Here is a 24,143-nt window from a genome sequence, read left to right as displayed (position 1 = left end):
TGAACGGCGGTTTAAGGGAAACTGGATGGCCTGACAAGGGGGGAAAAACGCTTGCTGCGTTTTTTATGGCGGGAAGGGGGAGTGGCTTGTGGGACATCGCGCGGATAACAATGTTATCCCTTGGATTATCCCACGGCGCCGCAGCCCGGCGCCGTCCCGGCCGCCCAGGTCCCGGACCGGCGGCGGGGAACGACACAGGCAAGCAGGATCGGGTTCTATGGATTATATCATCGGGCAGCCCCGCGCAGGCCAGCGCCCCGCCAACGGACTGGTGGACGAGGCGGGTGCTTCGACCTCGGCCTCGGGCAGGGCAGGGGCTGCTGATGCGGGCCTGATCATCGACGGCAACCAGGACAGTTTCATGCAGGACGTGCTGGAAGCCAGCCGTACCCTGCCGGTCCTGGTCGATTTCTGGGCCAGCTGGTGCGGTCCGTGCCGCCAGTTGACCCCGGTCCTGGAAAAGATCGTCCGGGCCGCTGGTGGCCGTGTGCGGCTGGTGAAGATCGATATCGACGCCAACCGTGCCCTGGCGCAGCAGCTGACCCAGGTGGGGCTGCCGCTGCAGTCGATTCCGCTGGTGGCGGCGTTCTGGCAGGGACAGATCCTTGATCTATTCCAGGGTGCCTTGCCCGAGAGCGAGATCAAGCGATTCGTCGAGGGCCTGCTGGCTTCCGCCGGGGGCGGCACGATGCCGGCCGCCGACCTGATCGCTGCCGCCCGCGCGGCTCTGGAAAACGGCAGCGCCGAAGAGGCCGCCGGCCTGTATTCCCAGACCATCGAGATCGAGCCCGAAAACCCCGCGGCCTGGGGCGGGCTGGTGCGCGCCCTGATTCTGATGAGCGACGAGGAGGCGGCCGAAGCCGCGCTGGCCGACGTCCCGGCCAAGATCGCCGACCATGCGGAGATCACCGGCGCCCGCGCGGCGCTGGACCTGAAGCGCGAAGGCCGCAAGGCCGCCGAGGAAGCCGAAAGCCTGCGGCAGCGCCTGGCCGCCAATCCGGCCGACCATGCGGCGCGCTACGAACTGGCGGCCGCCCTGAATGCCGCGGGCAAGCGGCAGGAAGCCGCCGACGAATTGCTGACCATCATGCGGCAGGACCGGACCTGGAATGATGGCGCGGCCCGCCTGCAGCTGATCCGACTGTTCGAATCCTGGGGACATGACGATCCCGCAACCCTGCTGGCGCGCAGGCGCATGTCGTCGCTGCTGTTCTCGTGACCCGAGCACGGATGGCACGCCGCCGGTGACGGGCGAGGATGACATACCCCGCAGGATTCCGCGCCCCCGCGACATGACGCTGGCGGACATTCCGCCGGAGCTGGGGCTGTTTCCCCTGCGCGAGGCCCTGCTGCTGCCGCAGGGCAAGCTGCCGCTGAACGTGTTCGAACCGCGCTATGTCGCACTGGTCGAAGACGCGCTGGCCGGAACGCGGCTGATCGGTATGATCCAGCCGCGCCATGACGAACGGGATGAGGACGAGGACGGGGAGGGAGGCCGGGACGACGGGATGGACGGGCCGTTCCCCGCCCTGTACCGAATCGGCTGCGTCGGGCGCATAACCTCGATGACCGAGCGATCGGACGGCACCTATGCCGTGACCCTGACCGGTCTGGCGCGCTTCAGGCTGTTGCGGGAAAGCGGGCTGCATCGCGGCTATCGCCGGGCCCGCATCGATGTTTCGTCCTTCGCCAGCGACCTGACCGAGGCCGAAGCGACATTCTACGACCGGGAACGGATGATGCAGGCCCTGCGCCGCTACTGCCGCAGCCGCGGCATCGGCGCGCGATGGAGCATGATCGAGCAGATGGACGACGAGGCCCTGCTGGTCACGCTGCCGATGATCTGTCCCTTCCTGGCCGCCGAAAAGCAGGCGTTGCTGGAATCGGGCACACTGGCCGATCGCGCGCGTACTCTTCAGACCCTTCTTGACCTGGCTGGACATGAACCCGACGAAGGTGCATCCCGGCCCCCATTATCCTGATCTTTCGCAGGGAAGCCGATCCGATGACCGAAACCGCCCAACCGTCCCCCCCGCAACCGCCCCTCGATCCCCGGCTGCTGTCGGTTCTGGTCTGCCCCGTCACCAAGGGGCCGCTGATCTATGACCGGGAGGCCGGGGAACTGATCAGCCGCCAGGCCGGCCTGGCCTTCCCGATTCGCGACGGCATTCCGATCATGCTGCCGGACGAGGCGCGCCCGCTGCAGCCGTAAGCGGGTCGCGGGCGGGCGCAGCCGCGGGCCGGGCGCTGCGCCGCATCAGGCGGTGCGGTCGTCCAGACCGCTCGGGCCGTCCACCGGCACGTTGTCGATCAGCCTGACCGTCCCCACCCGGCCCGCCGCCAGCAGGCGCGCCGGCTGGCCGTCGCGTTCCGACAGCGGCGCAAGGTCGGCGTCCCGCCGGAGTTCGAGATATTCGATTTCGGCAAAGCCGGCCTTCAGCAGCCGCGCGCGGGTTGCCGCCAGTACGGTTCCCACCGGGCGGCCGGACGCGATCTCTCGCGCGGCGTCGGTCAGGGCCGCCGGCAGGGCGCCGGCGCGGTCGCGGTCGCCCGTGCCTGTCAACCGCCGGTTGCGCGACGACATCGCCAGCCCGTCCTCCTCGCGCCGGGTGGGGCAGGCCACCAGGCGGATCGGGATATCCAGGTCGGTCGCCATGCGCCGGACGACATGGATCTGCTGGAAATCCTTTTCCCCGAAAAAGGCGGCGTCGGCCTGGCTTTGCAAAAACAGCTTGCAGACCACCGTCGCTACCCCGTCGAAATGGCCGGGACGGTGGGCGCCGCACAGCCCCTCGGCCACGCTGCCGACCGAGATGCTGGTCGAAAAGCCCGGGGGGTACATTTCCGTCGCCGTGGGGGCGTACAGCAGATGCGTCCCGGCTTCGGCCAGCATCTGCGAATCCTCGTCCTCGGTCCTGGGGTAGGTGCCAAGATCGGACGGGTTGTCGAATTGCATCGGATTGACGAAGATCGAGACGATCACCCGGTCCATCGTCCTCAGCGCCGCCCGCACCAAGCTGAGATGCCCGTCATGCAGCGCGCCCATGGTGGGCACCAGTCCGACCGTCAACCCGTCCTGCTTCCAGCCGCGCACGATGCGCCGCAGGGCTTCGACCGTATGGACCGTGCGCATCTCGGGCGTAAGCGTCTTCAGCATGGTATTCTGCCATTCCCTTTGGGAGACTGTCCTTGCCGGGATATATCGGCCCGATCCCGCGCCAGGGGAAGCCCCGCGCGATTCGGGTCGGCGGAATACGCCCCGCCCCACGTTTCGCCTGCGCATCTTCCGCGCAGGCGGGGTTGTCTGCTAAGGACGGTGCCTTCCCCGGCAGGAGGCATCCTTGACCCATACAATCCGGCTTTTCAGCATGACCGCTGTTCTTCTCCTGCTCGCCGCCTGTGGCGGGGGCGGCGGAAAGCATCATCATGGTCCCGTGAGCCAGCGGGAACGATGGCAGGATCTGGGCTACCGCGACGGATTGCAGAAGACCGGCACCCCCTGACGCCCCCCCGCCCCGCGATCGCGCGGGAGCCCGTCAGGCCGGGACGAGCGCGGGCCATTCGTCGGCGGGAACCAGGTCGACTCCCACCGTCAGCACGTCGTCCCCGCCCCCCAGGATCAGGCCCCGCACCGGGCTGATGTCGCCGTAGTCGCGGCCCCAGCCCAGCACCACGTGCTCGGTCCCCACCACGATCCCGTTCGTCGGGTCCAGCCCGACCCAGCCGTGCTCCGGCCCCAGCCAAGCCGCCACCCAGGCATGCGACTGGTCGGATCCCAGGCGGCGCTTCTGTCCCGGAGGGGGCCGCGTGCGGATATAGCCGGACATGTAGCGCGCCGGTACGCCGACCTGGCGCAGCGCGCTGATCATCAGATGCGTGAAATCCTGGCATACGCCCTCGCGTCGGCTCAGGACCTGGTCGACCGGGGTGGACAGTGTCGTCACGCCGGCGCGAAAGCGGAATTCGGTGAAGATCCGCCGGTTCAGATCCAGCAGCGCCGCCAGGATCGAGCGGCCCGGAGTGAAGGACAGGGCGGCGTACTCCCCCGCCGCCGAGCTGGCCGCGCACATCGGGCTGTCGAACAGGAATTCCGCGGCATCCCAGGCCGGGGCGCCACCCGTTCGGGCCAGGGTTACGATATCCTCCCACGCCGGGGTCGATGCCTCGGGCGGGGGCGGGGCGAAATCGACGTCGACCTCCGATTCCGTCAGGACGTCGAACGTCCGGTGCGGGGCCTCGTGATACAGCCAGGCGACGGGATTGCCGAAATAATCGACGCCGTCGACGCGTCGCACCGGGGCGGGCGTGACCTCCAGCCGCGTCCAATGGATTTTCTGTCCGGGCAGGGCGCGCGGCGTCACATGGACGATATGGGCGGCCAGGTCGACCGGGCGGCCATAGGCGTACCGGGTCGCGTGGCGCACGCGATAGATCATGATTCGTCCCCCGTTCCGCCCCTGTCGACGTAATGGCCGCCGCCGACCGCGCGCGGAGGCATCAGCACGACGAAATACCGGCGCGCGATCTGCCGGGCCAGGTCGCGGATATCGTCGCGGATGTCCAGGATCCGGTCCGGCAGGGTCGCGGCCATGCTGTCCTGCCGCGGGGCCGCCAGCACGTCACCGACCACTCCGCGCAGTCGGTCCATGATCGCGCGGACGGCCAGGACCAGGTCCGCCCCCGCCGCCTGCTCGGCGAGCGGCCGGTCTGGATCGGCCTGGCCCAGATCGGCCAGCGCGTCGCCGATCATCGCCAGCTGGCTGGCGACGCCGCGCGGATTGCCCTCGTCCAGCAGCAGCAGGTCCAGGACCGGCGCGGGCTGCAGCACCGCGAAATAGCGCGAGCGATAGGTGATGACGCAGTCGCTCAGTTCCAGCATCAGGCGCAGCGCGCCCTCCATCCGGCCGCGCTGGGCGACGTCCTTCTGCTGCAACACCAGCGCGACGGAGGTCAGGATCGCCCCCGCGCGTTCGATCCGCCGGCCGAGATCGAGGAACTGCCGTCCCCCATTGCGTACCATGTTCTCGGCCGTCAGGCCTGAAATCGTGGCGCCATAGCGCAGCAGCCCGTCCGTGACGCGCTCGATCCGTTCAAGGGTGCGGCCCGGATCGCCCGGCACGCGGGCATCCTGCAACTGGCTGCGCAGGGAGCCGGTTCCCTGGACCACGGTGTCGTAGGTCTCTGCCGTCAGGCGATCCTGCAATCCCGCCGCGACCCGCGCGATCTCGGACAGCAGGCGCTGCGGCAGGCCGGAGTCGAACGTGACGCCCGACAGCGTCCGCACCAGGGTCGAAAACCCGGCACCGCTTGCCGGTTCGTCCTGCAGCAGGCCGACATGGCCCGCCAGCCGCAGCATGGTTTCCAGTTCCACCCGTTCGCGTGGCGAACCGTCGACCCGGCCGATGCGCCGCGTCACGATGCGCAGCACGCGGCCGGCGTCTTCCAGCTGTTCCAGGTATCGGCCCAACCAGAAGAAATCGTCGGCGGCCCGGCTGGGCAAATCTCCCTGCCCGCGGCGGATGGCCAGCGTCATCGTCGGCAGCACCGCCGCCCCGATGATTTCGGTGCTGTCCTCGGCCGTGACCCAGACGTCCTTGGTGACGACCTGTCCGCTCCAGGGCCGGCCCGGCGGCGCGTCGGCGTCGGGCAGCAGGCGCGCCAGGCCGCCGGGCAGCACCTGCCAGTCCGCGCCGTCGAACAGGGCGAACAGGCGCAGCACGACCGCGCCGGGCTCGATCCCGCCGGGCTGGATCGACGGCATCACCGAGGGCGACAGGGCCTCGACCGCCACGAACCGGTCGGGTGCGCGGCGCAAGGCCGCGATGGCCTCGTCGGTCTGCCGGTCCAGACGCCGGGCCGGCGCCGCGGCATCCGCGACAGGACGCAGCCACCAGCGAGACCGGTCGCCGGCCAGAAGATCGTCCAGCCGGCCGGCATCCGATCGATGCCCGCCCAGCCAGATGGTCCGGATGTCGGGCAGCAGCAGGTCCTGATCCAGGAACCGGGCGGCCAGATCGGGCATGAAGGCGGCGACTCCCGGGGCCTCCACCACGCCGGCGGCCGGGTCGTTCACCAGATGCACGGCCCCGCCGCGGGCGGCATCCAGCAACCCCGCGATGCCCGGCACCGGCCCGCCGTCCAGTTCCAGCGGATCGACCGTCCACCCGTCCTGCCGCAGCAGCAACACATCCACCCGGCGCAGGCCCCGCACGGTCTTGAGCCACAAGGCACCGTCGCGCACCGTCAGGTCCCCGGCCTCGGCCAGGACGCAGCCCAGTTCCCGCGCCAGGATCACATGTTCCGCCCAGTGCGGCCCGCGCGGTCCCGGCGTCAGCAGCGCCAGCCCCGGATTGCGGTCGGGCAGGTCCGCCAGGCGTTGCAGGCTGTCCTGCCAAGATTCGAAAAATGGCGTCAGGCGCCGGACCTCGCGGCCCGAAAACAGTTCCGGCAGGACGCGCGCCATCTGCCGGCGGTTTTCCAGTGCCCGTCCGATCCCGTTGGCCCGCGCCACCCGGTCGGCCACCACCCGCCACGCGCCATCCGGTCCACGGATCAGGTCCGCCGAATAGAAGGAGAGGAAACGACGGGCCGGGGCCTCCGGCTTCGATGCGGGATCGTCGCCCATGCGCAGGAAGCCCCGTGCCGGATAAACCAGCGCCGGCGGCAGAACGCCATCGGCGAGCAGGGTCCGCGGGCCGTACAGGTCGCGCAGCGTCTCCTCCAGGATGCGCGCGCGCTGCACGATTCCTTCCCCCAGGCGGGCGAATTCCTGTGCCGTCAGCAGCAGCGGGACCGGATCGCATCCCCCGGCAAGCGAGGCCGCCGCGCCCGCGACGCCGGTCTGGTCGTGCAATGAGCGTGCCATCTGCCGCGCCCGTTCCAGCAGTTCCCGGTGACCGAGATCGCTGATCGTGCCCAGCAGGCCGCGCCAATGGGGTCGGACGCCGCCGCGTCCGTCCACCATTTCGTCGAGGGGGATGCGCTCCAGGTTCATGATGCCCGATGTATGGGCGAACGGCGGTCAACAGTAAACGACCTTGCGTCGCCGTGCCCCTAGGTCGTTGCCGGAGACACCGCCGCGCGATGCACCAGAGCATGGATGAAGGCGAGCTTCCGCAGCACCGCCAGCGGCAGGACGAACGGGTAGAAATCCGGCTGGCCCATCGACCGGTTGAGGCTGTTCACCGCATAGGTCAACGGCAGCCATGCCCGCGCCACCTGATCGAACGAATCCACCGTATAGGGGTTGAAATCGACCGCCGTCTGGAAGGACGGGTCGCTGGAAATCCGCACCCCGACCGACAATCCGTACGCCTGCGCGGTTTCCAGCGTCGAGACGATATGCAGGTAATGTGCCCAGGTTTCGGCGAAATCCTCCCACGGGTGGGTGGTGGCGTACTCGCTGACATATTCGTCCTGCCAGCCCGGAGGCGGGCCCGAGTCGTAATGGCGCTGCAACGCGGCCTGGTAGTCCTGGCTGTCGTCACCGAACACCGCGCGGCACTCCTCCAGCCGGCCGCCGTCACGGACCAGGACGTTCCAGTAATAATGGCCGACCTCGTGCCGGAAATGGCCCAGCAGGGTGCGATAATGCTCGCCCATCTCGACGCGCATGGTCTCGCGCGTGGCGTCGTCGGCCTCGCGCACCGCAATGGTGATGACGCCGTCCTGATGGCCGGTCATCACCCGGCCGCCGCCCGTCGGGTCTTCCAGGAAATCGAAGGCCAGGCCGCCCTGCGGGTCTTCCTGGCGGGTCCGCATGGGCAGGTCCAGGCGCAGCAGGGTATAGAACAGCCGGTGCTTGGCCGATTCCAGCTGCCGCCAGCGTTCGGCGTTGCCGTCGATCGACAAATCGGGGATCACCCGGTTATGGCGGCAGGCCACGCAGAAGGCGTCGCCCCCGTCCGGCACCAGCCAGTTGCACACCCCATGCTCGGCGTTGGCGCAGAAGCGCACCGTATCGGTGCCGGCCGCTTCCGACAGCGGGCGCCATGTCCCCTCGCTGTCCTCGACGGGTTCCAGCGCGGTCAGGTCGTTGCAATCGGGCAGGTAGCCGAGCACATGATGGCAGCGCTCGCACATCGTGTTCTCGAAGAACAGGATCTGGTTGCAGGACTGACAGGCAAACAGTTTCACGACGTGCCCCCACGGCAGTTGTCCCCGAAAAGGGAATAACGCCGGGGCGGCGGCGGCCGTTCCCCCCAGGCGGGGAAAGGGGGATGCGTCAGGAAAAGCGGCGCAGATCCAGCGTGCGCGGCTGCTCCAGCGATCGGCGCAGGACCGGGGGCGTCATCGTGCCCACGGTATGGCCGAACGGGAAGAAGCGCGTGCGCCGCCGGGCCTCGGCCTCGTTGGCGTTGACGGGCCGCGTCTCGTAATTGCGGCCGCCCGGATGGGCGACATGATGGGTCAGGCCGCCCACGCTGCGCCCCGTCCAGCTGTCGTAGATGTCGAAGATCAGCGGCGACTGCACACCCACCGTGGGATGCAGGGCGCTGGGCGGGTTCCAGGCCTTGAAGCGGACGCCGCCGACATATTCGCCCTGGCGGTCGGTCCGCGTCAGCGGGATGCCGACGCCGTTGCAGGCGAGGACATAGCGTTCGTCCACCCAGCCGGTCACCCGCGCCTGCACCCGTTCGGCCGAACTGTCGACATAACGGACGGTGCCGCCCGATCCCGGCTCCTCGGCCAGGGTATTCCACGGTTCCAGCGCATGGCGCAGGTCCAGTGTCATGCCCAGCACGGACACCGATCCGATTTCGGGAAAACGGAAATCCATGTGCGGCGCGAACCAGTCGGGATCCAGCGGCGCGCCCAGCGCACGCAGTTCGGCCAATGCATCGTCGAAATCCTGCCGGACGTAATGGTGCAGCATGAAATCGTCATGCAGGCGCGTACCCCAGCGTACCAGCCGCCGTTCATAGGGCTGCTTCCAGAACGCCGCCACCGCGGCCCGCATCAGCAGCATCTGCGCCGCCGCCATCTGGTGATGGGGCGGCATCTCGAACGCGCGATATTCCACCAGGCCCAGCCGTCCCGTGCTGCTTTCGGGCGCATAGAGCTTGTCGATGCAGAATTCCGTGCGGTGCGTATTGCCCGTCATGTCCGCCAGGATGTTGCGGAACAGGCGGTCGGTCAGCCAGGGCGGCGTGGGCTGGTCCGGATGGACCTGGGAAAAGGCGATTTCCAGTTCCGCGACGCTGTCGTCGCGGGCCTCGTCGACGCGGGGATGCTGCGAGGAGGGGCCGATGAACAGCCCGCTGAACAGGTAGGACAGCGACGGATGGTTATGCCAGAATCCCACCAGCGACTTCAGCAGGTCCGGCCGGCGCAGGAACGGGCTATCGGTGGGGCGGGCGGCGCCCATCACCACGTGGTTGCCGCCGCCGGTGCCGACATGTCGGCCATCCAGCATGAATTTTTCGGCGATCAGGCCGACGTGCCGCGCCTGGTCGTACAACTGCTCGCTGCGGGTGACGTGCTCGTCCCAGCTGGCGGCCGGATGGACGTTGACCTCGATCACCCCCGGGTCCGGCGTGATCGAGAAATTCAGCAGGCGGGGGTCGCGCGGCGGCTGGTATCCTTCCAGCACCACCTTGCGGCCGGCCGCCCGGGCCGTATCCTCGACCGCGGCGCACAGGTCCAGCCAGTCCTCGACGGCGTACAGCGGCGGGAAGAACACATGCAGGATGCCGTCCCGCGCCTCCACCGCCAGGGCGGTGCGGACCAATTCCGGATCCTCCTGGCCGACGGCGACCAGATGGTCGCGCATCGCCTGGTCCAGCGACATTCGCCCGGTGCCCCCGCCGGGATAGGGCGGCAATGCCGGCAGGTCGGACAGGGCCGGCACCTCGCCGCCCGATGCGCCACCCGCAGCCGCGTCGCCCGGCACCGCGCCGGACGGCACGCCCTGGCTGGTCCATTCGGGTGCGACCGTCCCCGTGGCGCCCGTGCGGCGGGCCAGCCCCGGATGGGGCGGCAGCGGCAGGCGGGGCGCGAAGGGGTCGCGCTCCATATCATGGTCGATGCTGGCCTCGTCGGCCCAGAGCAGGCTTTGCAGGGGCAGGCGGAAGCCGACCGGCGCGTCGCCCGGCACCAGGAACATCAAATCGCCGCGGAAGAACCAGCGGCCGGATTGCCATCGCCGCACGCCATCGCGTTCCACCACGCGCAGCGGCAGCACGCTGCCGACGGGCACATTCAGGCCGTGGCCATAGACCCGGGCCAGGCGCTCGCGCTCCAGCGGGTCGCGCAGCTTCGCGTCCTCGACGATCGCGTTCGCGGGCAGGCGATGCTCGCGCCACAGGTAATAATGGATGTCTTCATAGGCTGGATTGACCAGCCCGGGATCGACCTGCAACCGGGTGGCCAGCGCACGGCAGAACACGGCGGCGTCGGCCTCGGTCGCGGTATCCGAATCGTCGTCGGACGCGAGAAGCGACGGATCGGTCCAGATCGGTTCGCCATCCCGGCGCCAGTGGCACAGCAGCGCCCAGCGCGGCAGCTGCTCGCCCGGGTAGTGCTTGCCCAGCACGTGCTGGATGGCCGCCCCCTTGGTCCACAGCGGCATCAGCCGCCGCAGCAGCCGCCCGGCATAGGCGCGCTTGGTCGGGCCCAGCGCGTCGGTGTTCCATTCCGCCGCATCCATGTCGTCGGCGGCGATGAAGGTGGGCTCGCCCCCCATCGTCAGGTCCACGTTGCCGGCGTCCAGACTGGCGTCCACCGTCCGTCCGGCGTCCAGGATCGCCCGCCATTGCGCGTCGCTGTAGGGCCGGGTGGTCCGGGGCGTTTCCAGGACCCGGATGACGGACATGGCGAACTCGAATTCGGTCTCGCATTTTCCGATCAGGCCGGAAATCGCGGCGGCCGAGGCGGGTTCCGGCGTCGCGGCCAGCGGAATATGGCCCTCGCCGGTCAGCAGGCCCGACGTCGCGTCCAGCCCGACCCAGCCGGCGCCGGGCAGGTAGACCTCGGCCCAGGCATGCAGGTCGGTGAAATCCTCGGTCGGGCCTTCGGGACCGGTCAGCGGCTTCTGGTCCGCGACCAGCTGGATCAGGTAGCCCGACACGAACCGCGCCGCGAAGCCCAGGTGCCGCAGGATCTGCACCAGCAGCCAGGCGCTGTCGCGGCACGAGCCGGTGCCGCTTTCCAGCGTTTCCTCGGGCGTCCAGACGCCGGGCTCCATCCGCACGACATAGGCGATGCGCGCCTGGATCTGCTGGTTCAGCGCGACCAGCATGTCCACCGTATGGCGTGGCGTGCGGTCGATCCCGTCCAGCAGCCCCTGCAGCAGCGGGCCCGGTGCCTCGCACGTGCGGTAGGGCGCCAGCTCCCCGGCCAGGACCGGATCGTAGGCGAACGGCCATTGCTCGGCCTCGGGTTCCAGAAAGAAGTCGAACGGGTTGATCGTGGCCATGTCGGCCACCAGATCCACCGTGACGTCGAAATGCGTCACCGGCTCGGGAAAGACGATTCGCGCCTGGTAATTGCCCGACGGGTCCTGCATCCAGTTGATGAAATGCGGCTTCGGCTCGATCCGCAGCGCGTAGGACACGATCGGGGTACGGGCGTGGGGCGCGGGCCGCAGCCGGACCGTCTGTGGACCGAGGGTCACCGGACGATCGTAACGATACCGTGTGCTATGTGTCAGCGCGACGTGCAGGGTCATGCATCGACCTTAAGGTGAGTGTTCCGCCCGCAGAACGCTAACCCACCTGACATACGGACGAACAGGGGGTGCCCGAGAAAATCGGATATCGTGAAATTTCAGGCCTGACGACGCCGGCGGCCGCGCCACGGAACGGCATGTGGGCGGCAACATGATCCGCCGTCGGATTGGGCCTTGGCGAGCGGGCGATTTCTTGCTTGGCTGTAACGGAATTAACGGACCAGCAGGTGGGTGGACATGACTCCTTCGCGCCTGATCCCCCGTTCCGGACGGGGGACATAGGACCATGAGTGACCTGACAGATCGGGATGCGGCCCGGCGGGCCGGCTTGTTCGTGACCTACGACACGCCGGATTTCTTCTGCGAACTGATGAACCGCAAGGATATCCCGCCCGACAGCCTGTCGCTGGTGCGCGAGCGCCTGTTGCGCTTCGACCTGCCGGAACTGCGCCAGCGGGCCAGTGCGGCGGAAGCCGAGCTTTACAACCTGGGCATCACCTTCACCGTCTATACCGATCGCGACGCGATCGACCGCATCCTGCCCTTCGACCTGATCCCGCATGTCCTGACCGCCGCCGAATGGGACCATGTGGAACGCGGGGTGCGGCAGCGGGTCACCGCGATCAACCATTTCCTGTGGGACATCTACCACGAGAAGCGGATCCTGAAGGACGGGATCATCCCGGCCGAACTGGTGCTGGGCAACCCCAACTACCGGTCGGAAATGGAGGGCCTGAACGTTCCCGGCGGCGTCTACGTCCACATCAACGGCACCGACATCGTGCGCGATGGCGATGGCCGGTTCCTGGTCCTGGAGGACAATGCGCGCACGCCGTCGGGCGTGTCGTACGTGATCGAGAACCGGCACATGATGCTGCGCGTCATGCCGGACCTGGCTGCGGGGCTCGACCTCATGCCGGTCGACGAGTACGGCATGCGCCTGCAGCAGGCCCTGGCCGAGGTCGCCCCCCCGGGGGTCATCGACCCGCAGGTCGTGCTGCTGTCGCCCGGCATCTATAATTCGGCCTATTTCGAGCATGTGTTCCTGGCCCGGGAAATGGGCGTGCCGCTGGTCGAAGGACGCGACCTGGTGGTGGAGGGCGGCCGCGTCTACATGCGCACGGTCGCCGGCCTGCGCCCGGTCCATTCGATCTATCGCCGCCTGAATGACGATTTCCTCGATCCCCAGGTTTTCAATCGCGACAGCATGCTGGGCGTGCCCGGGCTGGTGGACGCCTACCGTCGCGGCAACGTGACCATCGCCAACGCGATCGGCACCGGCGTCGCCGACGACAAGGCGGTCTATGCCTACATGCCGCGCATCATCCGCTATTACCTGTCGGAAGAACCGATCCTGTCGAATGTCGACACCCATATCTGCGCCGAGGACGAGGGCCTGGCCTACACCCTGGCCAACCTGGACAAGCTGGTGGTCAAGCCGGTCGGCGAATCCGGCGGATATGGCCTGATCATCGGCCCGCACGCGACCCAGACCGAACTGGACGATTTTCGCGTCAAGCTGCTGGCGGATCCGGCCAATTACATCAGCCAGCCGGTCATCAGCCTGTCGGTCTGCCCCACCCTGTGCGAGGCAGGGGTCGAGGGCCGGCATGTGGATCTGCGGCCGTTCGCGGTGACGGGCCGGTCCACCTGGGTGCTGCCGGGCGGGCTGTCGCGCGTGGCCCTGCGCAAGGGGTCGCTGGTGGTCAATTCCTCGCAGGGCGGGGGGTCGAAGGATACGTGGGTGCTGGCGTCATGAACCCGATCATCGTCGATGCCCCGCCCGCGGGCGGGACCATGCCCAACCTGCTGTCGCGCTATGCCGAATGCACGATCTGGCTGGCGCGATACATGGAGCGGATCGAGAACCTCGCCCGCCTGATCGACGTGACCGAGACGTTCGTCCGGTCGGGCAGCACCGTGAACGGCTGGGAATCGATCATCCAGATCAATGCAGATGAAGAGCGGTTCTTCGGACGGCACGCGGTGGCAACCGAGGAGAACGTGGTCGGTTTCTATGTCACGGACCGCGAAAATCCCAATTCCATCGCCTCGATTGCCCATGCGGCGCGGGAAAACGCGCGTGCCCTGCGCCCCCTGATTTCGACCGAGATGTGGACGCAGCTCAACATCTTCACCAATACCGTCCGGGGGCTGGGCACCACGGACATCCGATCGTCGAACCTGTCCGCGCTGTGCACCCGGCTGAAGCAGGAATGCCAGACCCATCACGGCATTACCGAAGGCACGTTCTATCGCGATCAGGCCTGGCTGTTCTACATCATCGGGCGGAACCTGGAACGGGGCGACCAGATCACGCGGCTGATTGACATCAAATACCACACGCTGCTGCCCAGCGTCGCGGGCGTGGGGTCGGAGGTCGATATCGGCCAGTGGACCGCCGTCCTTCGCTCGGCCGCCGCCTATCACGCGTTCCGCCGCGTCGTGTCGGGCGAGATGACGCCGGGGACCGTCGCGGGTTTCCTGCTGAAGAACGACGGCTTCCCCCGGTCGCTTTCCACCTGCCTGCGGCAGCTGCACTGGGCGGTGGGGCACCTGCGTACGGATTACGGGCTGAAGCATGGCTATGCGGCGGCCGAACGGATCGAGGAACTGCGCGCCACCCTGGCGGAGCAGACGATCAAGGACATCATCCTGCGCGGCCTGCATGAATTCCTCGACTGGATGCAGCGCGAATTGCAGCATGTCCAGGGCGAGATCGCCCAGGCCTTCTGGCCGCCCATGGAGCCGCCCCCCGCCCCTCCGCCCGCGCAGAGCCAGTCCCAGGCCTGACGGCCTGGCGCATACCTACCCCGGGAGCCTGCTGTCGCCCCGCGACCTTGTGACGGGAGGCCCCGCCTGACCGGAGACCCATGATGGCCCATGCCTTGCAGATGTATATCGACGGAAAATGGGTCGATCCGATCGTTCCCCGGACGGTCGACGTCATCAATCCGGCGACCGAGGCCCCCTGCGCCACCATTGCGCTGGGCAGCGCCGCGGATGTCGACCTGGCCGTGGCCGCCGCGCGCCGGGCGTTCGGGACCTGGTCGGTTTCGACCCGGGCGGAACGGATCGAACTGATGGAACAGATCCTGACAATCTATCGTCGCCGCATGGACGACATGGCCGCCGCGATCTCGCAGGAAATGGGGGCGCCGCTGCCTTTCGCCCGCGATGCGCAGGCCTGGGCCGGCATGGCGCACCTGGAACAGATGGTTCGTGCCCTGCGCGACTTTACGTTCGACCAGCGGGTGGACGACATGCTGATCACCCGCGAGCCGGTGGGCGTGGTCGGGCTGATCACGCCCTGGAACTGGCCGATGAACCAGATCGCCTGCAAGGTCGGCCCGGCGCTGGCGGCCGGATGCACCATGGTGCTGAAACCCAGCGAGATCGCGCCGTTGAGCGGCCTGGTCTTCACCGAAATCATGGACGAGGCCGGGGTGCCCCCCGGAGTCTACAACCTGGTGAACGGCGATGGGCCAGGCGTGGGCGAGGCCATCGCACGCCATAAGGATATCGAGATGGTATCCTTCACCGGTTCGACCCGCGCCGGCACCATCGTCGCGCGCCTGGCCGCCGACACCGTCAAGCGCGTGCATCAGGAACTGGGCGGCAAGTCGCCGAACATCATCCTGCCGGACGCGGATTTCGCCGACGCGGTGCGGCGCGGGGTGGCGGGCTGCTTCGGCAATTCGGGCCAGTCCTGCGACGCTCCCACCCGCATGCTGGTCCCCCGCGCCCGGATGACCGAGGCAATGGCCATCGCCGCCGAGGCCGCCGCCGCGTTCGTCGTCGGCCCCCCGGATGCCCCGGAGACCCGTCTGGGACCGGTGGTCAGCGACGTGCAGTTCGCCAAGATCCAGGCCCTTATCCAGGCTGGCCTCGACGAGGGCGCGACCCTGGTCGCCGGTGGTCCCGGGCGGCCCGAGGGGCTGCCGGTCGGTTATTACGTGCGTCCGACCATCTTCGGCGACGTGACGCCGGCCATGACCATCGCGCGCGAGGAAATCTTCGGGCCCGTCCTGTCGATCATCGCCTATGACGACGAGGAAGACGCTATCGTCATCGCCAACGACACCCCCTATGGCCTGGCGGCCTACGTGCAGTCCGGCGACCTGGCCCGTGCCCGGGCGGTGGCCCGGCGGTTGCGGGCGGGCAACGTGAACATCAACGGTGCCGCCTGGACCGTCGCCGCCCCGTTCGGCGGCTACAAGCAATCGGGCAACGGACGCGAGTGCGGCGAGTACGGCCTGACTGACTTTCTGGAAATCAAGGCCATCCTGGGATACGGACCGGAAGCGTGAGCCACGCCGCCCCGGCCGAAGGTCAGCCCCTGCCGGCCAGCCTGTATGCCGATACCGCCCGGCCCGCCGTCGCGACCCCGCCCCTGAGCCGGGAGATCCGCGTCGGAACCGCCCTGATCGGCGGCGGATTCACCGCCCTGTCGGCCGCGCTGCACCTGGCCGAGGCCGGGCATGCCGTTGCGGTGCTGGAAGCCAACGCCCCCGGCTGGGGCGCATCGGGCCGCAATGGCGGGCAGGTCAATCCCGGCCTGAAGACCCTGCCGTCCGAGGTCGAACGCGATTTCGGCCCCGAACGCGGTGCGCGCCTGGCCCATGCGGCATGGAACGCCCCCGACCTGGTCTTCGGCCTTGTGGAGCGATACGGCATCGCGTGCGCCGCCGCCCGGGGCGGAACATTGCGCGGGGCAACCGCCGACGACCAGATTCCGGCCCTGCGGCAGTTGGCGGACGAATGCCGTGCGCGGGGCGGCGACGTCGAATGGCTGGACGGCCACGCGATCGCGGGACGCACCGGCACGACCCATTATCGGGCCGCCCTGCTGGACCGGCGCGGCGGGCAGGTCAATCCGCTGGGCCTGGCGCGCGGCATGGCCGAGGCCGCCATCGGGCAGGGCGCCCTGATCTTCGGTGGAACGCGCGCCCTGTCGCTGCGCCGCGCGCAGGGACAATGGCGCATCGGCACCCGCGCCGGCGCGGTGCGGGCCGACCGCGTCATCTTCGCCACCAACGGCTATGCCGACCGGCTGTGGAACCGCCTCCGCCGGACCGTGGTGCCGTTGTCCAGCGCCATCGTCGCCACCGCCCCCCTGCCACCGGACATTCGTGCGCGCATCCTGGCGTCGCGCGAGGTCCTGTACGAACTCGGCGAGATCACGACCTATTACCGGATCGACGATGCCGGGCGGCTGCTGATCGGCGGCCGTTCGACACTTGCATCCCGATCCGGGCCGGAGGCCTTTCCGTTCCTGCAACGCCACGCGCGGATGCTGTGGCCGTTCCTGCGCGACGTGCAATGGACGCATGGATGGAACGGGCATATCGCGGTGACGCTGGACCATTACCCGCACTGGCACGAACCGATGCCGGGCATCATGGCCTGCGTGGGTTATAACGGGCGCGGCGTCGCAATGGCGACGCTGCTGGGCCGCGAGATCGCGCGCCGCGCGCTCGGCGCCACGACCGAGGATATCCTGCTGCCTCCGGGACCCCTTCGCCCCATCCCGTTCCACGCCGCCTGGCCGCTGGGCGTATCGGCGAAGGTCATGCAGGGCCGTCTGGCCGATCGCCTGTCCCGCCTGCGCGGGTGATCTGAAAACTTCCCGGTGTCGGGGCGTGTCAGGCGGGCCGTCGGGGAGGGTCGTCGGAAAGAATGCGTCGGCCGATGGCGAAAAAGAGAAGCACGGTTACCATCGGGGCAATCGGGACATGCAGATCGATCGCGATCGTCCGGAACAGCAGCGGGGTCGTATAGGCGATGCACAGGATCGTCCGCTCCCACGGGAGCCATCCGGTGCAATTGCCGCGACCGGCAAGCCATATGATCGGGATCATGAGACAGACGAGGTCGTAATCCACGACATAAGGGGTGCAGAGCGGCGCGGCGGCGATGATGAGCATCCCTTCCGCCTCGGCGCCCGGACGGCGCCGGGCGATCTTCCAGGCGAAGCCCAGAACGATAACGGCGGCAGCGGCCTGAACGGCGAAAGACATGTCCTGCGGCAGGTGCATGACGCGCGCCGCCCCGAAGATGCTGGACATCCTGGCGGGGTCCAGCATCCCCCGGGTGAGGACCGTGCGGGCCGCCGGCGCATGGTCCAGGAAGCTGCGCCAAATGGCATTCCCGAATGCGACCCAGGACAGCATGCACAAGGTCGCCATCGACGCCGCGGCGCCAACGATGGCCCGCCATCGGCACGCAGCACAGAAAACCACGGGAACGGCCAGGGCGAGATGCGGCTTCATCACCAGCGCCCCGAAGCACATGCCCGCCAGCATCGGCCGGCGCCGCAGGAGCGCCGTTCCCGCGGCGAAACAGGTCGCGGTCAGGAACCCCGTCTGCCCGTTGAGGGCGTTCAGGAGCGCGAGGGGCGAAAGCGCCACCGGCAGGATGGGAAGGCGGTCATGGAACAGCGCACGCAGGCAGCCCATCCAGCCGACGAGACCCGTGATTGTCCAGGCGCCCAGAGCGGCCAGATAAGGGAGTGCCGCCAACGGCAGGCAAAGCAGCAGCAGGGGCGGCGGGTAGAAAAACGGAAGCCGGAATGACGCGGCGGTGCGGAACGCCAGCCGTGTCGTGGCTTCGTGCAGCATCGGGACGTAGGCATCGGCCGGATGTCCATCCCAGGCCTGGCGCGCTGCGCTCCAGAAGGTGACGAAATCCGCTCCGGCAGGAGGGGTGGCCGAACGGGCGGCCAGGGCGACGGAAAACACGTATCCGATCAGGATGGCCAGCATGACGGCAACGTAAATTCGGAAATAGGCATGCACCCGATCGGGGGTGGGCCACGCGCCATCCCGGAGCCGGGCGACCAGGCTTCCGGGGGACTCGCCTTTTGCGCCAGCGTACATGTGTCGCGGTTTTATTTGGATCCTTTTGCGCAATATTTGTTTCTGTCCCCAGATGCGGAAGGCGAGGTGCCGCTTGTAGCGCGGTCCGTATTCGACATCCATGGTCGGGTATGCCCTGTGCGGATGTTCGCGCTTTTCCGGTGCTTCTCCGCGCATGGCCGATAAGGCTGCTGCGCTCCGATGCGTGGGAAAATACGATGGGCGTGCCACTGGGGGGCTCTTGCCCAGCAGGACGAATTTTAAACCGGCCTCGCCGGATTTTCGGCAACGGGCGTGGCGTAATGCCGCACTGTCTTTTCTGGTCGGGGGACTCCGTTGTCCCGCATGCGTCATATGCAACGTCGACAATCCATCGGGCACCTTGCGTCCCTTTAAAATCGTCCGCGCGGGAAATGGTCGGGAAGGGGGACAAGATGCCGAAGGATCCGGGATGGTATCGGCATTACTTATGGGATTCCCGGAAAGCGGCCCCTGCTTAAATAATATCGGGGAAGACCCGCCATATCTCAACGAGGCGGGAATCGATCTGGAAATAATTTAAAAAAATTTTTTCGCCTTTATAGGGTTTATCGGCATTTGTCCATCCCCCTGAAAGGCTATTCGTTCCTTTGCGTTATGGATTAATTACTATTAAATAAAGGTTCATTGCGGGGGCAATGCTACGATGGGGTATCTCCGCACGTACATGAGGCGCAACGGTGTGGTCCCGTGGCCGGGCCGTTGGTACGCAGGTTTTGATGCGCCAGGACGATGCGGGTTTGCGTCCCTCCGGTCAAGCGGTCGGGGGCGTAAATCGGCTTGCGGCGACGCTCTCGAGGTCGGGCTGTCGGGGCGGCTCTTGGGTGCGCGCCGCGTATCGGAAGCGGGCAACGTGCAGTGCACGCGTAGGGGAAGGAAGGAAAGTGTCAGTCAGGGATGCTTTCCGATGTGGGTTCGAAACGAACGGCTGCGATGCGTGATGTGAATATGGAAAATGGTCTTGCGACGACGGAGAGGTTTCTCAGCTCTCCGTTCGTCTCGATGGCCGTCGCGGCCCTCGGTATCGGCATGATGCTTGTCGTGGGAGGTGTCGAGCTGAGCCTGTACCAGCAGGGATTGCTTTCCATCGGGACAATCGGCCTGATGCTTCTCGTGAAACGCCGGAAAGGGCGTGCCGCGAACTGCTACCTGATGGCGCTGTCGCTGCTGGTGTCGATGCGGTACATGGCCTGGCGGCTGAACACGACGATCGAATGGGGGAACTGGCTCCAGGCGATATTGTCCATGATGCTGTTGCTGGCCGAAATATACGCCCTGCTGATATTGTGCCTCAGCTATTTCCAGATGGTATGGCCGTTGCGGCGCCGTTCGTATCCGTTGCCGGCCGATCAGGACGGCTGGCCCACGATTGACGTATATATCCCGACCTATGGAGAAGATCTGGCGGTAGTGCGGCCGACGGTGCTGGCATCGCTGGATCTCGACTGGCCCGCCGACAAGCTGAATGTCTATGTTCTGGACGATGGCCGGCGCCGTGAATTTCGCGATTTCGCGATAGAGGTCGGGGCAGGCTACATCACCCGTGCCGACAACAGGCATGCCAAGGCCGGCAACCTCAATCACGCCGTCAGCGTCACCGACGGGGAACTGATGGTCGTTTTCGATTGCGACCATGTGCCCACCCGCGGGTTCCTGAAGAAGACGGTAGGATGGCTGGTTGCCGAACCCGGGATGGCGATGCTGCAGACGCCGCATCATTTCTATTCCTCCGATCCGTTTCAGCGGAACCTGACGGCGGCCGAGGAAGTGCCCCCCGAAGGAAACATGTTCTACGGCCTGATCCAGGACGGCAACGATTTCTGGGACGCGACCTTCTTCTGCGGATCCTGCGCGGTAATCCGGCGTACCGCGGTGCTGGGGATCGGCGGTTTCGCGACCGAAACGGTTACCGAGGATGCGCACACGGCGCTCAAGATGCAGCGCCAGGGCTGGAGCACCGCCTATCTGCGCGAACCGCTGGCCGGCGGGCTGGCGACCGAACGTTTGATCTTCCATATCGGCCAGCGCATGCGCTGGGCACGGGGCATGCTGCAGATCATGCGCCTGGACAACCCGCTGACGGGACGTGGCCTCCGCTGGGAACAGCGGCTGTGCTACCTCTCCGCGATGTCGCATTTTCTCTTTGCGATTCCACGGGTTATTTTCCTGATTTCGCCCCTGGCCTTCCTGGCGCTGGGCCAGAACATCGTCGCCGCGTCGCCGCTGGCGATCATGGTCTATGTGGGGCCGCATATCGTACATTCGATCATGACCCTGTCCCGGATCGAAGGGCGCTGGCGCTACACGTTCTGGAGCGAGATCTACGAGACGTCGCTGGCCCTGTTCCTGGTCCGCCTGACGGTCATGACGCTGTTGCGGCCGCAATCCGGCCGCTTCAACGTCACCGCCAAGGGGACGCTGCTGGAAAAGGATTTCCTCGATTTCGGCGCGATATATCCGAACGTCATCCTGGCGGCCGTTCTCGGCGCGGGGCTGGTACGCGGGGTGATTGGCGCGATCTGGCAGCATCAGGACCGTCTGGTCTTCCAGTCCCTGATGCTGAACATGGTGTGGGCCGCAATCAGCCTGTTCACCGTACTGGCCTCCATTTCGGTCGGTCGCGAAACGCGCCAGACCCGCATGCAGCACCGCGTGCGGGCGGTCCTGCCGATTACGGTTACCACCGCATCGGGGAACGTATGGACCACCCGGACCACCGACATCTCGCTGGGCGGCCTGGGCATGAAATCGCCATGGACGCCGTCGCAGACTGAACAGATGCAGACCGGACAGATGCAGGTGACCATCGGCTATCGCAACGCGCAGGACGCTATCGACGTGTCGGTACCGGCGCGGATCCTGCGTCAGCGTGACGGCCTGCTGCACGCGAAATGGGTCCTGGGTGGTCTGGCCGACGAACGCCAGGTTGTGGCCATGGTCTTCGGGCGTCACGATGCCTGGGCGGAATGGGCGAATTACGCGCCGGATCGCCCGATCCGGAGCTTTTACATCGTCCTGAAAAGCATCATCGGCCTGTTCAAGCCCAGGGCGGGCTATGAGGGACGGACACTCCCCGTCACGGACAAGGCGGCCGGCGCCGCCGCCAAGGAAGAAAAATTGGAAAAGAGAAGCCTCGTGCTGCAACCTGCGCGACGTACCGCCCGGTGTGGAGCGGTTGCCTCCTTCATGATTGCGTTCGGAATTGCCGCGACGGGTGCGATGGCTGTGGCCCGGGCACAGACGACGACGCCCCTGTCGTCCCCCTCGGTGCAATCCGACCTGCCACTGGGCGATCCCAACGCGGGGGACGTCGCGCCTGCGGCGCAGCCTGCGATCGACCAGGCCGCGGCCGACCGCGTATCGGATGTCGAGGTCACCAACACCCTGTCCTTTCGCGACTTGGGCGCGGTGAACGGTCCGCTGACGTTGCGGGGGTCCAGTCCGATTCAGGGCCTGGACGTCGCCGTGCCGTTCAATCGCGTCGTGACCCATGCGCAGTTGACATTGTCCGGCGCGCTGTCGCCGTCGCTGCTGCCCGAGGCCAGCGCCGTCACCGTCACGCTGAACGAACAATATATCGGGACGATCAAGGTCGATCCCGAACATCCGGAATTCGGGCCGCTGACGTTCGACGTCAATCCCCTGTATTTCGCCGGCAGGAACACCCTGAATTTTCATTTTGCCGGCGAGTACCGGCGGGACTGCAACGATCTGTATAACGAGGTCCTGTGGGCGCGTATTTCCGACTTGTCCCGGATTACGCTGACCACGGTCCGGATCGCGCCCGAACGGATGCTGGCGCGCCTGCCGGCCCCGTTCTTCGATCCGAACCTGCGCTCGGCCCTGCGGATTCCGATCGTGCTGCCGTCGCCCACCAGCGGCAGCCTGCAGGCTGGCGGCGTGATCGCATCCTGGTTCGGAAAGGTGGCGGATTTCCGCGCGGTGTCCTTCCCCGTGACGGCGGACATCCCCGTGGCGGGCAACGCGATCGAGATCGGCGAGAACCTGCCGACCGATCCGGACGGCAGGCTGCCCATGGGACCTACCCTGGCGGAAATCCCCAACCCCCACGATCGCTGGGGAACGGTGCTGCTGGTCACCGGGCGCGACGCGCGGGAGGTCGAGATCGCGGCGCGCACGATGGTCCTGTCGCCGGACACGCTGGGGGCGGTCGGGTCCAAGGTCGTGACGGACGTCACGATGACGCCGCGCCGCCCCTATGACGCCCCGGCCTTCGTGCCCACCGACCGTCCGGTGCGCTTTGGCGAGCTGGTGCCGGCCAGGGACCTCCAGGCCGACGGTTTCGTGCCGGCCCCGCTGGCGCTTCCGTTCCATCTGCCGCCCGACCTTTATACATGGCGGCACCGTCCCTTCATGATGAATCTGTGGGTCCGCGCGCCCGGCGGTCCGATCGTGGACCTGGAGACGTCGCGGCTGGATGTCCGTCTCAACGACAATTACCTGCAGAGCTATTCCCTGGTTCCCCCCGGCACGTGGGACAGATGGTCGCGGCGGCTGATGGATCCGCATGCGGGCGCCATCGGTCACCGGACCGCGCTGCCGGCGTGGCTGGTCTTCGGGCAGAACCGGCTGCAATTCGATTTCGACGCGCGTCCGATAGACCACGGCGCCTGCCGCCGTGTGCCCGGCGACCTGCGCATGAGCGTCGATTCCGACTCCACGCTCGATTTCCGCCGGGGCCGCCATTTCGCCACCCTGCCGAACCTGTCCTATTTCACCGGGGCGGCCTTTCCCTTCTCGCGCATGGCGGATCTGTCGGAGACCACGATCGTCATGCCGCGCAATCCGGATGTCGCGACGGCGGCTGCCTATTTCGACCTGATGGGGTTCTTCGGCGCGTCGACATGGTATCCGGCGACCGGGGTCCGGATCGCCTATCCCGACGAACTGGCCGGTCATCCGCCGTCGGGCGACATCGTGCTGCTGTCGACGGCCGATCGTCTGTACGGCGCCGAACCGCTGCTGTCGCGTTCGCCGTATGTCGTCGCGGAGGGGCGGATCTCGGTTGGGCAGCATATCGCTCTGCCGGGCATGGGGTACCTGTTCGGCGATCGCGACCATGGCGGGATACGGAACGGGATTTCGGCGAACCTGAACGTGCCGATCGCGGGGGCGGGCCTGCTGATCGGCGCGCAGTCGCCCTTCGCCGCCGATCGCTCGGTCGTCGCGGTCCTGGGCGATACGCCGCAGCGCCTGCAGGATGTCGTTCTGGCGCTGCGCGACAGGCACGCGGCCCCGCTGATCCAGGGTGACCTGGCGCTCAAGAACGGCGACCAGGTCACCAGCTATCGCACCGCCCCGTCCTATACGGTCGGGTCGCTGCCGTTCTGGATGTGGCCGGACTGGTATTTCGGCGACAATCCGGTCGTGCTGTATCTTGTCGGGCTCGTCGGGGCGGGGCTGCTGGCGCTGGTGGCATGGCGGTGGCTGCGGGTCCGCGCGGTGCGCAGAGGCGGGAGCGCCGACCCGGCCGAGGAGCCTTAATGCCATGTCCTTCCGCCCCGGGGCAGGTGGAAGGGCATGTCGACCGTCCGGGGGACGCAATCCGCCGGACGCAT

The 24,143-nt window shown here is 67.4% G+C and carries 15 protein-coding genes; 9 read left to right on the top strand and 6 right to left on the bottom strand.

From position 1 onward, the window contains the following. The first annotated feature begins 217 nt into the window (after positions 1 to 217). From HLH28_RS08305 to HLH28_RS08295, 3 genes are all read left to right on the top strand, one after another. A complete protein-coding gene (locus HLH28_RS08305; protein ID WP_182957351.1) occupies positions 218 to 1,219 on the top strand; it encodes a tetratricopeptide repeat protein in 1,002 nt (333 codons plus the stop codon). A gap of 73 nt (positions 1,220 to 1,292) precedes the next feature. Continuing rightward, positions 1,293 to 1,982: an LON peptidase substrate-binding domain-containing protein gene (locus tag HLH28_RS08300; protein WP_182957624.1), complete on the top strand. Its 690-nt coding sequence runs from the start codon at positions 1,293 to 1,295 to the stop codon at positions 1,980 to 1,982. A 23-nt stretch (positions 1,983 to 2,005) separates the two neighbouring features. Then, positions 2,006 to 2,212 carry a Trm112 family protein gene (locus HLH28_RS08295; protein WP_182957349.1) on the top strand — a complete coding sequence of 69 codons (207 nt, stop codon included), beginning with the start codon at positions 2,006 to 2,008 and terminating at the stop codon, positions 2,210 to 2,212. 45 nt (positions 2,213 to 2,257) lie between these two features. On the opposite strand, the gene panC is transcribed toward HLH28_RS08295, so the two are convergent. Continuing rightward, positions 2,258 to 3,157: a pantoate--beta-alanine ligase gene (gene panC / locus HLH28_RS08290; protein WP_182957346.1), complete on the bottom strand. Its 900-nt coding sequence runs from the start codon at positions 3,155 to 3,157 to the stop codon at positions 2,258 to 2,260. A gap of 211 nt (positions 3,158 to 3,368) precedes the next feature. Here panC and HLH28_RS18245 point away from each other — a divergent pair, with 211 nt between their 5' ends. Beyond that, positions 3,369 to 3,503, top strand: coding sequence for a hypothetical protein (locus HLH28_RS18245; protein ID WP_275943715.1), 135 nt, complete (start codon positions 3,369 to 3,371; stop codon positions 3,501 to 3,503). A 33-nt stretch (positions 3,504 to 3,536) separates the two neighbouring features. Here HLH28_RS18245 and HLH28_RS08280 read toward each other — a convergent pair whose 3' ends face one another. The 4 genes from HLH28_RS08280 to HLH28_RS08265 all read right to left on the bottom strand — a co-directional run bounded on the left by HLH28_RS08280 (position 3,537) and on the right by HLH28_RS08265 (position 11,668). Then, positions 3,537 to 4,436: a transglutaminase family protein gene (locus HLH28_RS08280; protein ID WP_182957343.1), complete on the bottom strand. Its 900-nt coding sequence runs from the start codon at positions 4,434 to 4,436 to the stop codon at positions 3,537 to 3,539. Then, positions 4,433 to 6,994: a circularly permuted type 2 ATP-grasp protein gene (locus tag HLH28_RS08275; protein WP_182957340.1), complete on the bottom strand. Its 2,562-nt coding sequence runs from the start codon at positions 6,992 to 6,994 to the stop codon at positions 4,433 to 4,435. The genes HLH28_RS08280 and HLH28_RS08275 overlap by 4 nt, the downstream gene beginning before the upstream one ends. Positions 6,995 to 7,053: 59 nt before the next feature. Further along, positions 7,054 to 8,136: a putative zinc-binding metallopeptidase gene (locus HLH28_RS08270; protein WP_182957337.1), complete on the bottom strand. Its 1,083-nt coding sequence runs from the start codon at positions 8,134 to 8,136 to the stop codon at positions 7,054 to 7,056. An 88-nt stretch (positions 8,137 to 8,224) separates the two neighbouring features. Beyond that, positions 8,225 to 11,668 (bottom strand): transglutaminase family protein, encoded by a 3,444-nt coding sequence (locus HLH28_RS08265; RefSeq protein ID WP_182957334.1) that lies wholly within the window; start codon positions 11,666 to 11,668, stop codon positions 8,225 to 8,227. Positions 11,669 to 11,954: 286 nt separating this feature from the next. Between HLH28_RS08265 and HLH28_RS08260 the strand changes: the two genes are divergently transcribed. The 4 genes from HLH28_RS08260 to HLH28_RS08245 all read left to right on the top strand — a co-directional run bounded on the left by HLH28_RS08260 (position 11,955) and on the right by HLH28_RS08245 (position 17,285). Then, on the top strand, positions 11,955 to 13,427 hold the full coding sequence (locus HLH28_RS08260; RefSeq protein WP_182957332.1) for a circularly permuted type 2 ATP-grasp protein: 1,473 nt from the start codon (positions 11,955 to 11,957) through the stop codon (positions 13,425 to 13,427). Further along, a complete protein-coding gene (locus HLH28_RS08255; protein ID WP_246395817.1) occupies positions 13,424 to 14,461 on the top strand; it encodes an alpha-E domain-containing protein in 1,038 nt (345 codons plus the stop codon). The genes HLH28_RS08260 and HLH28_RS08255 overlap by 4 nt, the downstream gene beginning before the upstream one ends. A gap of 83 nt (positions 14,462 to 14,544) precedes the next feature. Continuing rightward, positions 14,545 to 15,978, top strand: coding sequence for an aldehyde dehydrogenase family protein (locus HLH28_RS08250; RefSeq protein WP_182957618.1), 1,434 nt, complete (start codon positions 14,545 to 14,547; stop codon positions 15,976 to 15,978). Beyond that, entirely contained in the window at positions 15,975 to 17,285 is a 1,311-nt protein-coding gene (locus HLH28_RS08245; RefSeq protein WP_182957329.1) for an FAD-dependent oxidoreductase, read from the top strand. Before HLH28_RS08250 ends, HLH28_RS08245 begins: the two co-directional genes overlap by 4 nt. A gap of 28 nt (positions 17,286 to 17,313) precedes the next feature. Here HLH28_RS08245 and HLH28_RS08240 read toward each other — a convergent pair whose 3' ends face one another. Next, positions 17,314 to 18,546: a glycosyltransferase family 87 protein gene (locus HLH28_RS08240; protein WP_182957326.1), complete on the bottom strand. Its 1,233-nt coding sequence runs from the start codon at positions 18,544 to 18,546 to the stop codon at positions 17,314 to 17,316. A 1,020-nt stretch (positions 18,547 to 19,566) separates the two neighbouring features. On the opposite strand from HLH28_RS08240, the gene bcsA reads away from it, so the two are divergent. Then, on the top strand, positions 19,567 to 24,069 hold the full coding sequence (bcsA, locus tag HLH28_RS08235; RefSeq protein ID WP_246395857.1) for a UDP-forming cellulose synthase catalytic subunit: 4,503 nt from the start codon (positions 19,567 to 19,569) through the stop codon (positions 24,067 to 24,069). The last annotated feature ends 74 nt before the right edge of the window (positions 24,070 to 24,143 follow it).

The sequence above is a fragment of the Gluconacetobacter tumulisoli genome (assembly GCF_014174155.1).
GTDB classification, from domain to species: Bacteria; Pseudomonadota; Alphaproteobacteria; order Acetobacterales; family Acetobacteraceae; genus Gluconacetobacter; species Gluconacetobacter tumulisoli.
The sequence above is the reverse complement of the archived record's forward strand: the minus strand, read 5'-3'. Positions and strand labels throughout refer to the sequence as shown.

Bases quoted from the DNA above. Each gene is read 5' to 3' on its own strand.
- HLH28_RS08300 (WP_182957624.1), top strand. From the start codon at position 1,293: ATGACGCTGGCGGACATTCCGCCGGAGCTGGGGCTGTTTCCCCTGCGC.
- bcsA (WP_246395857.1), top strand. From the start codon at position 19,567: ATGGCCGTCGCGGCCCTCGGTATCGGCATGATGCTTGTCGTGGGAGGT.
- HLH28_RS08250 (WP_182957618.1), top strand. From the start codon at position 14,545: ATGGCCCATGCCTTGCAGATGTATATCGACGGAAAATGGGTCGATCCG.
- HLH28_RS08260 (WP_182957332.1), top strand. From the start codon at position 11,955: ATGAGTGACCTGACAGATCGGGATGCGGCCCGGCGGGCCGGCTTGTTC.
- panC (WP_182957346.1), bottom strand. From the start codon at position 3,157: ATGCTGAAGACGCTTACGCCCGAGATGCGCACGGTCCATACGGTCGAA.
- HLH28_RS08280 (WP_182957343.1), bottom strand. From the start codon at position 4,436: ATGATCTATCGCGTGCGCCACGCGACCCGGTACGCCTATGGCCGCCCG.
- HLH28_RS08305 (WP_182957351.1), top strand. From the start codon at position 218: ATGGATTATATCATCGGGCAGCCCCGCGCAGGCCAGCGCCCCGCCAAC.
- HLH28_RS08265 (WP_182957334.1), bottom strand. From the start codon at position 11,668: ATGACCCTGCACGTCGCGCTGACACATAGCACACGGTATCGTTACGAT.
- HLH28_RS08275 (WP_182957340.1), bottom strand. From the start codon at position 6,994: ATGAACCTGGAGCGCATCCCCCTCGACGAAATGGTGGACGGACGCGGC.
- HLH28_RS08240 (WP_182957326.1), bottom strand. From the start codon at position 18,546: ATGTACGCTGGCGCAAAAGGCGAGTCCCCCGGAAGCCTGGTCGCCCGG.
- HLH28_RS18245 (WP_275943715.1), top strand. From the start codon at position 3,369: ATGACCGCTGTTCTTCTCCTGCTCGCCGCCTGTGGCGGGGGCGGCGGA.
- HLH28_RS08255 (WP_246395817.1), top strand. From the start codon at position 13,424: ATGAACCCGATCATCGTCGATGCCCCGCCCGCGGGCGGGACCATGCCC.
- HLH28_RS08295 (WP_182957349.1), top strand. From the start codon at position 2,006: ATGACCGAAACCGCCCAACCGTCCCCCCCGCAACCGCCCCTCGATCCC.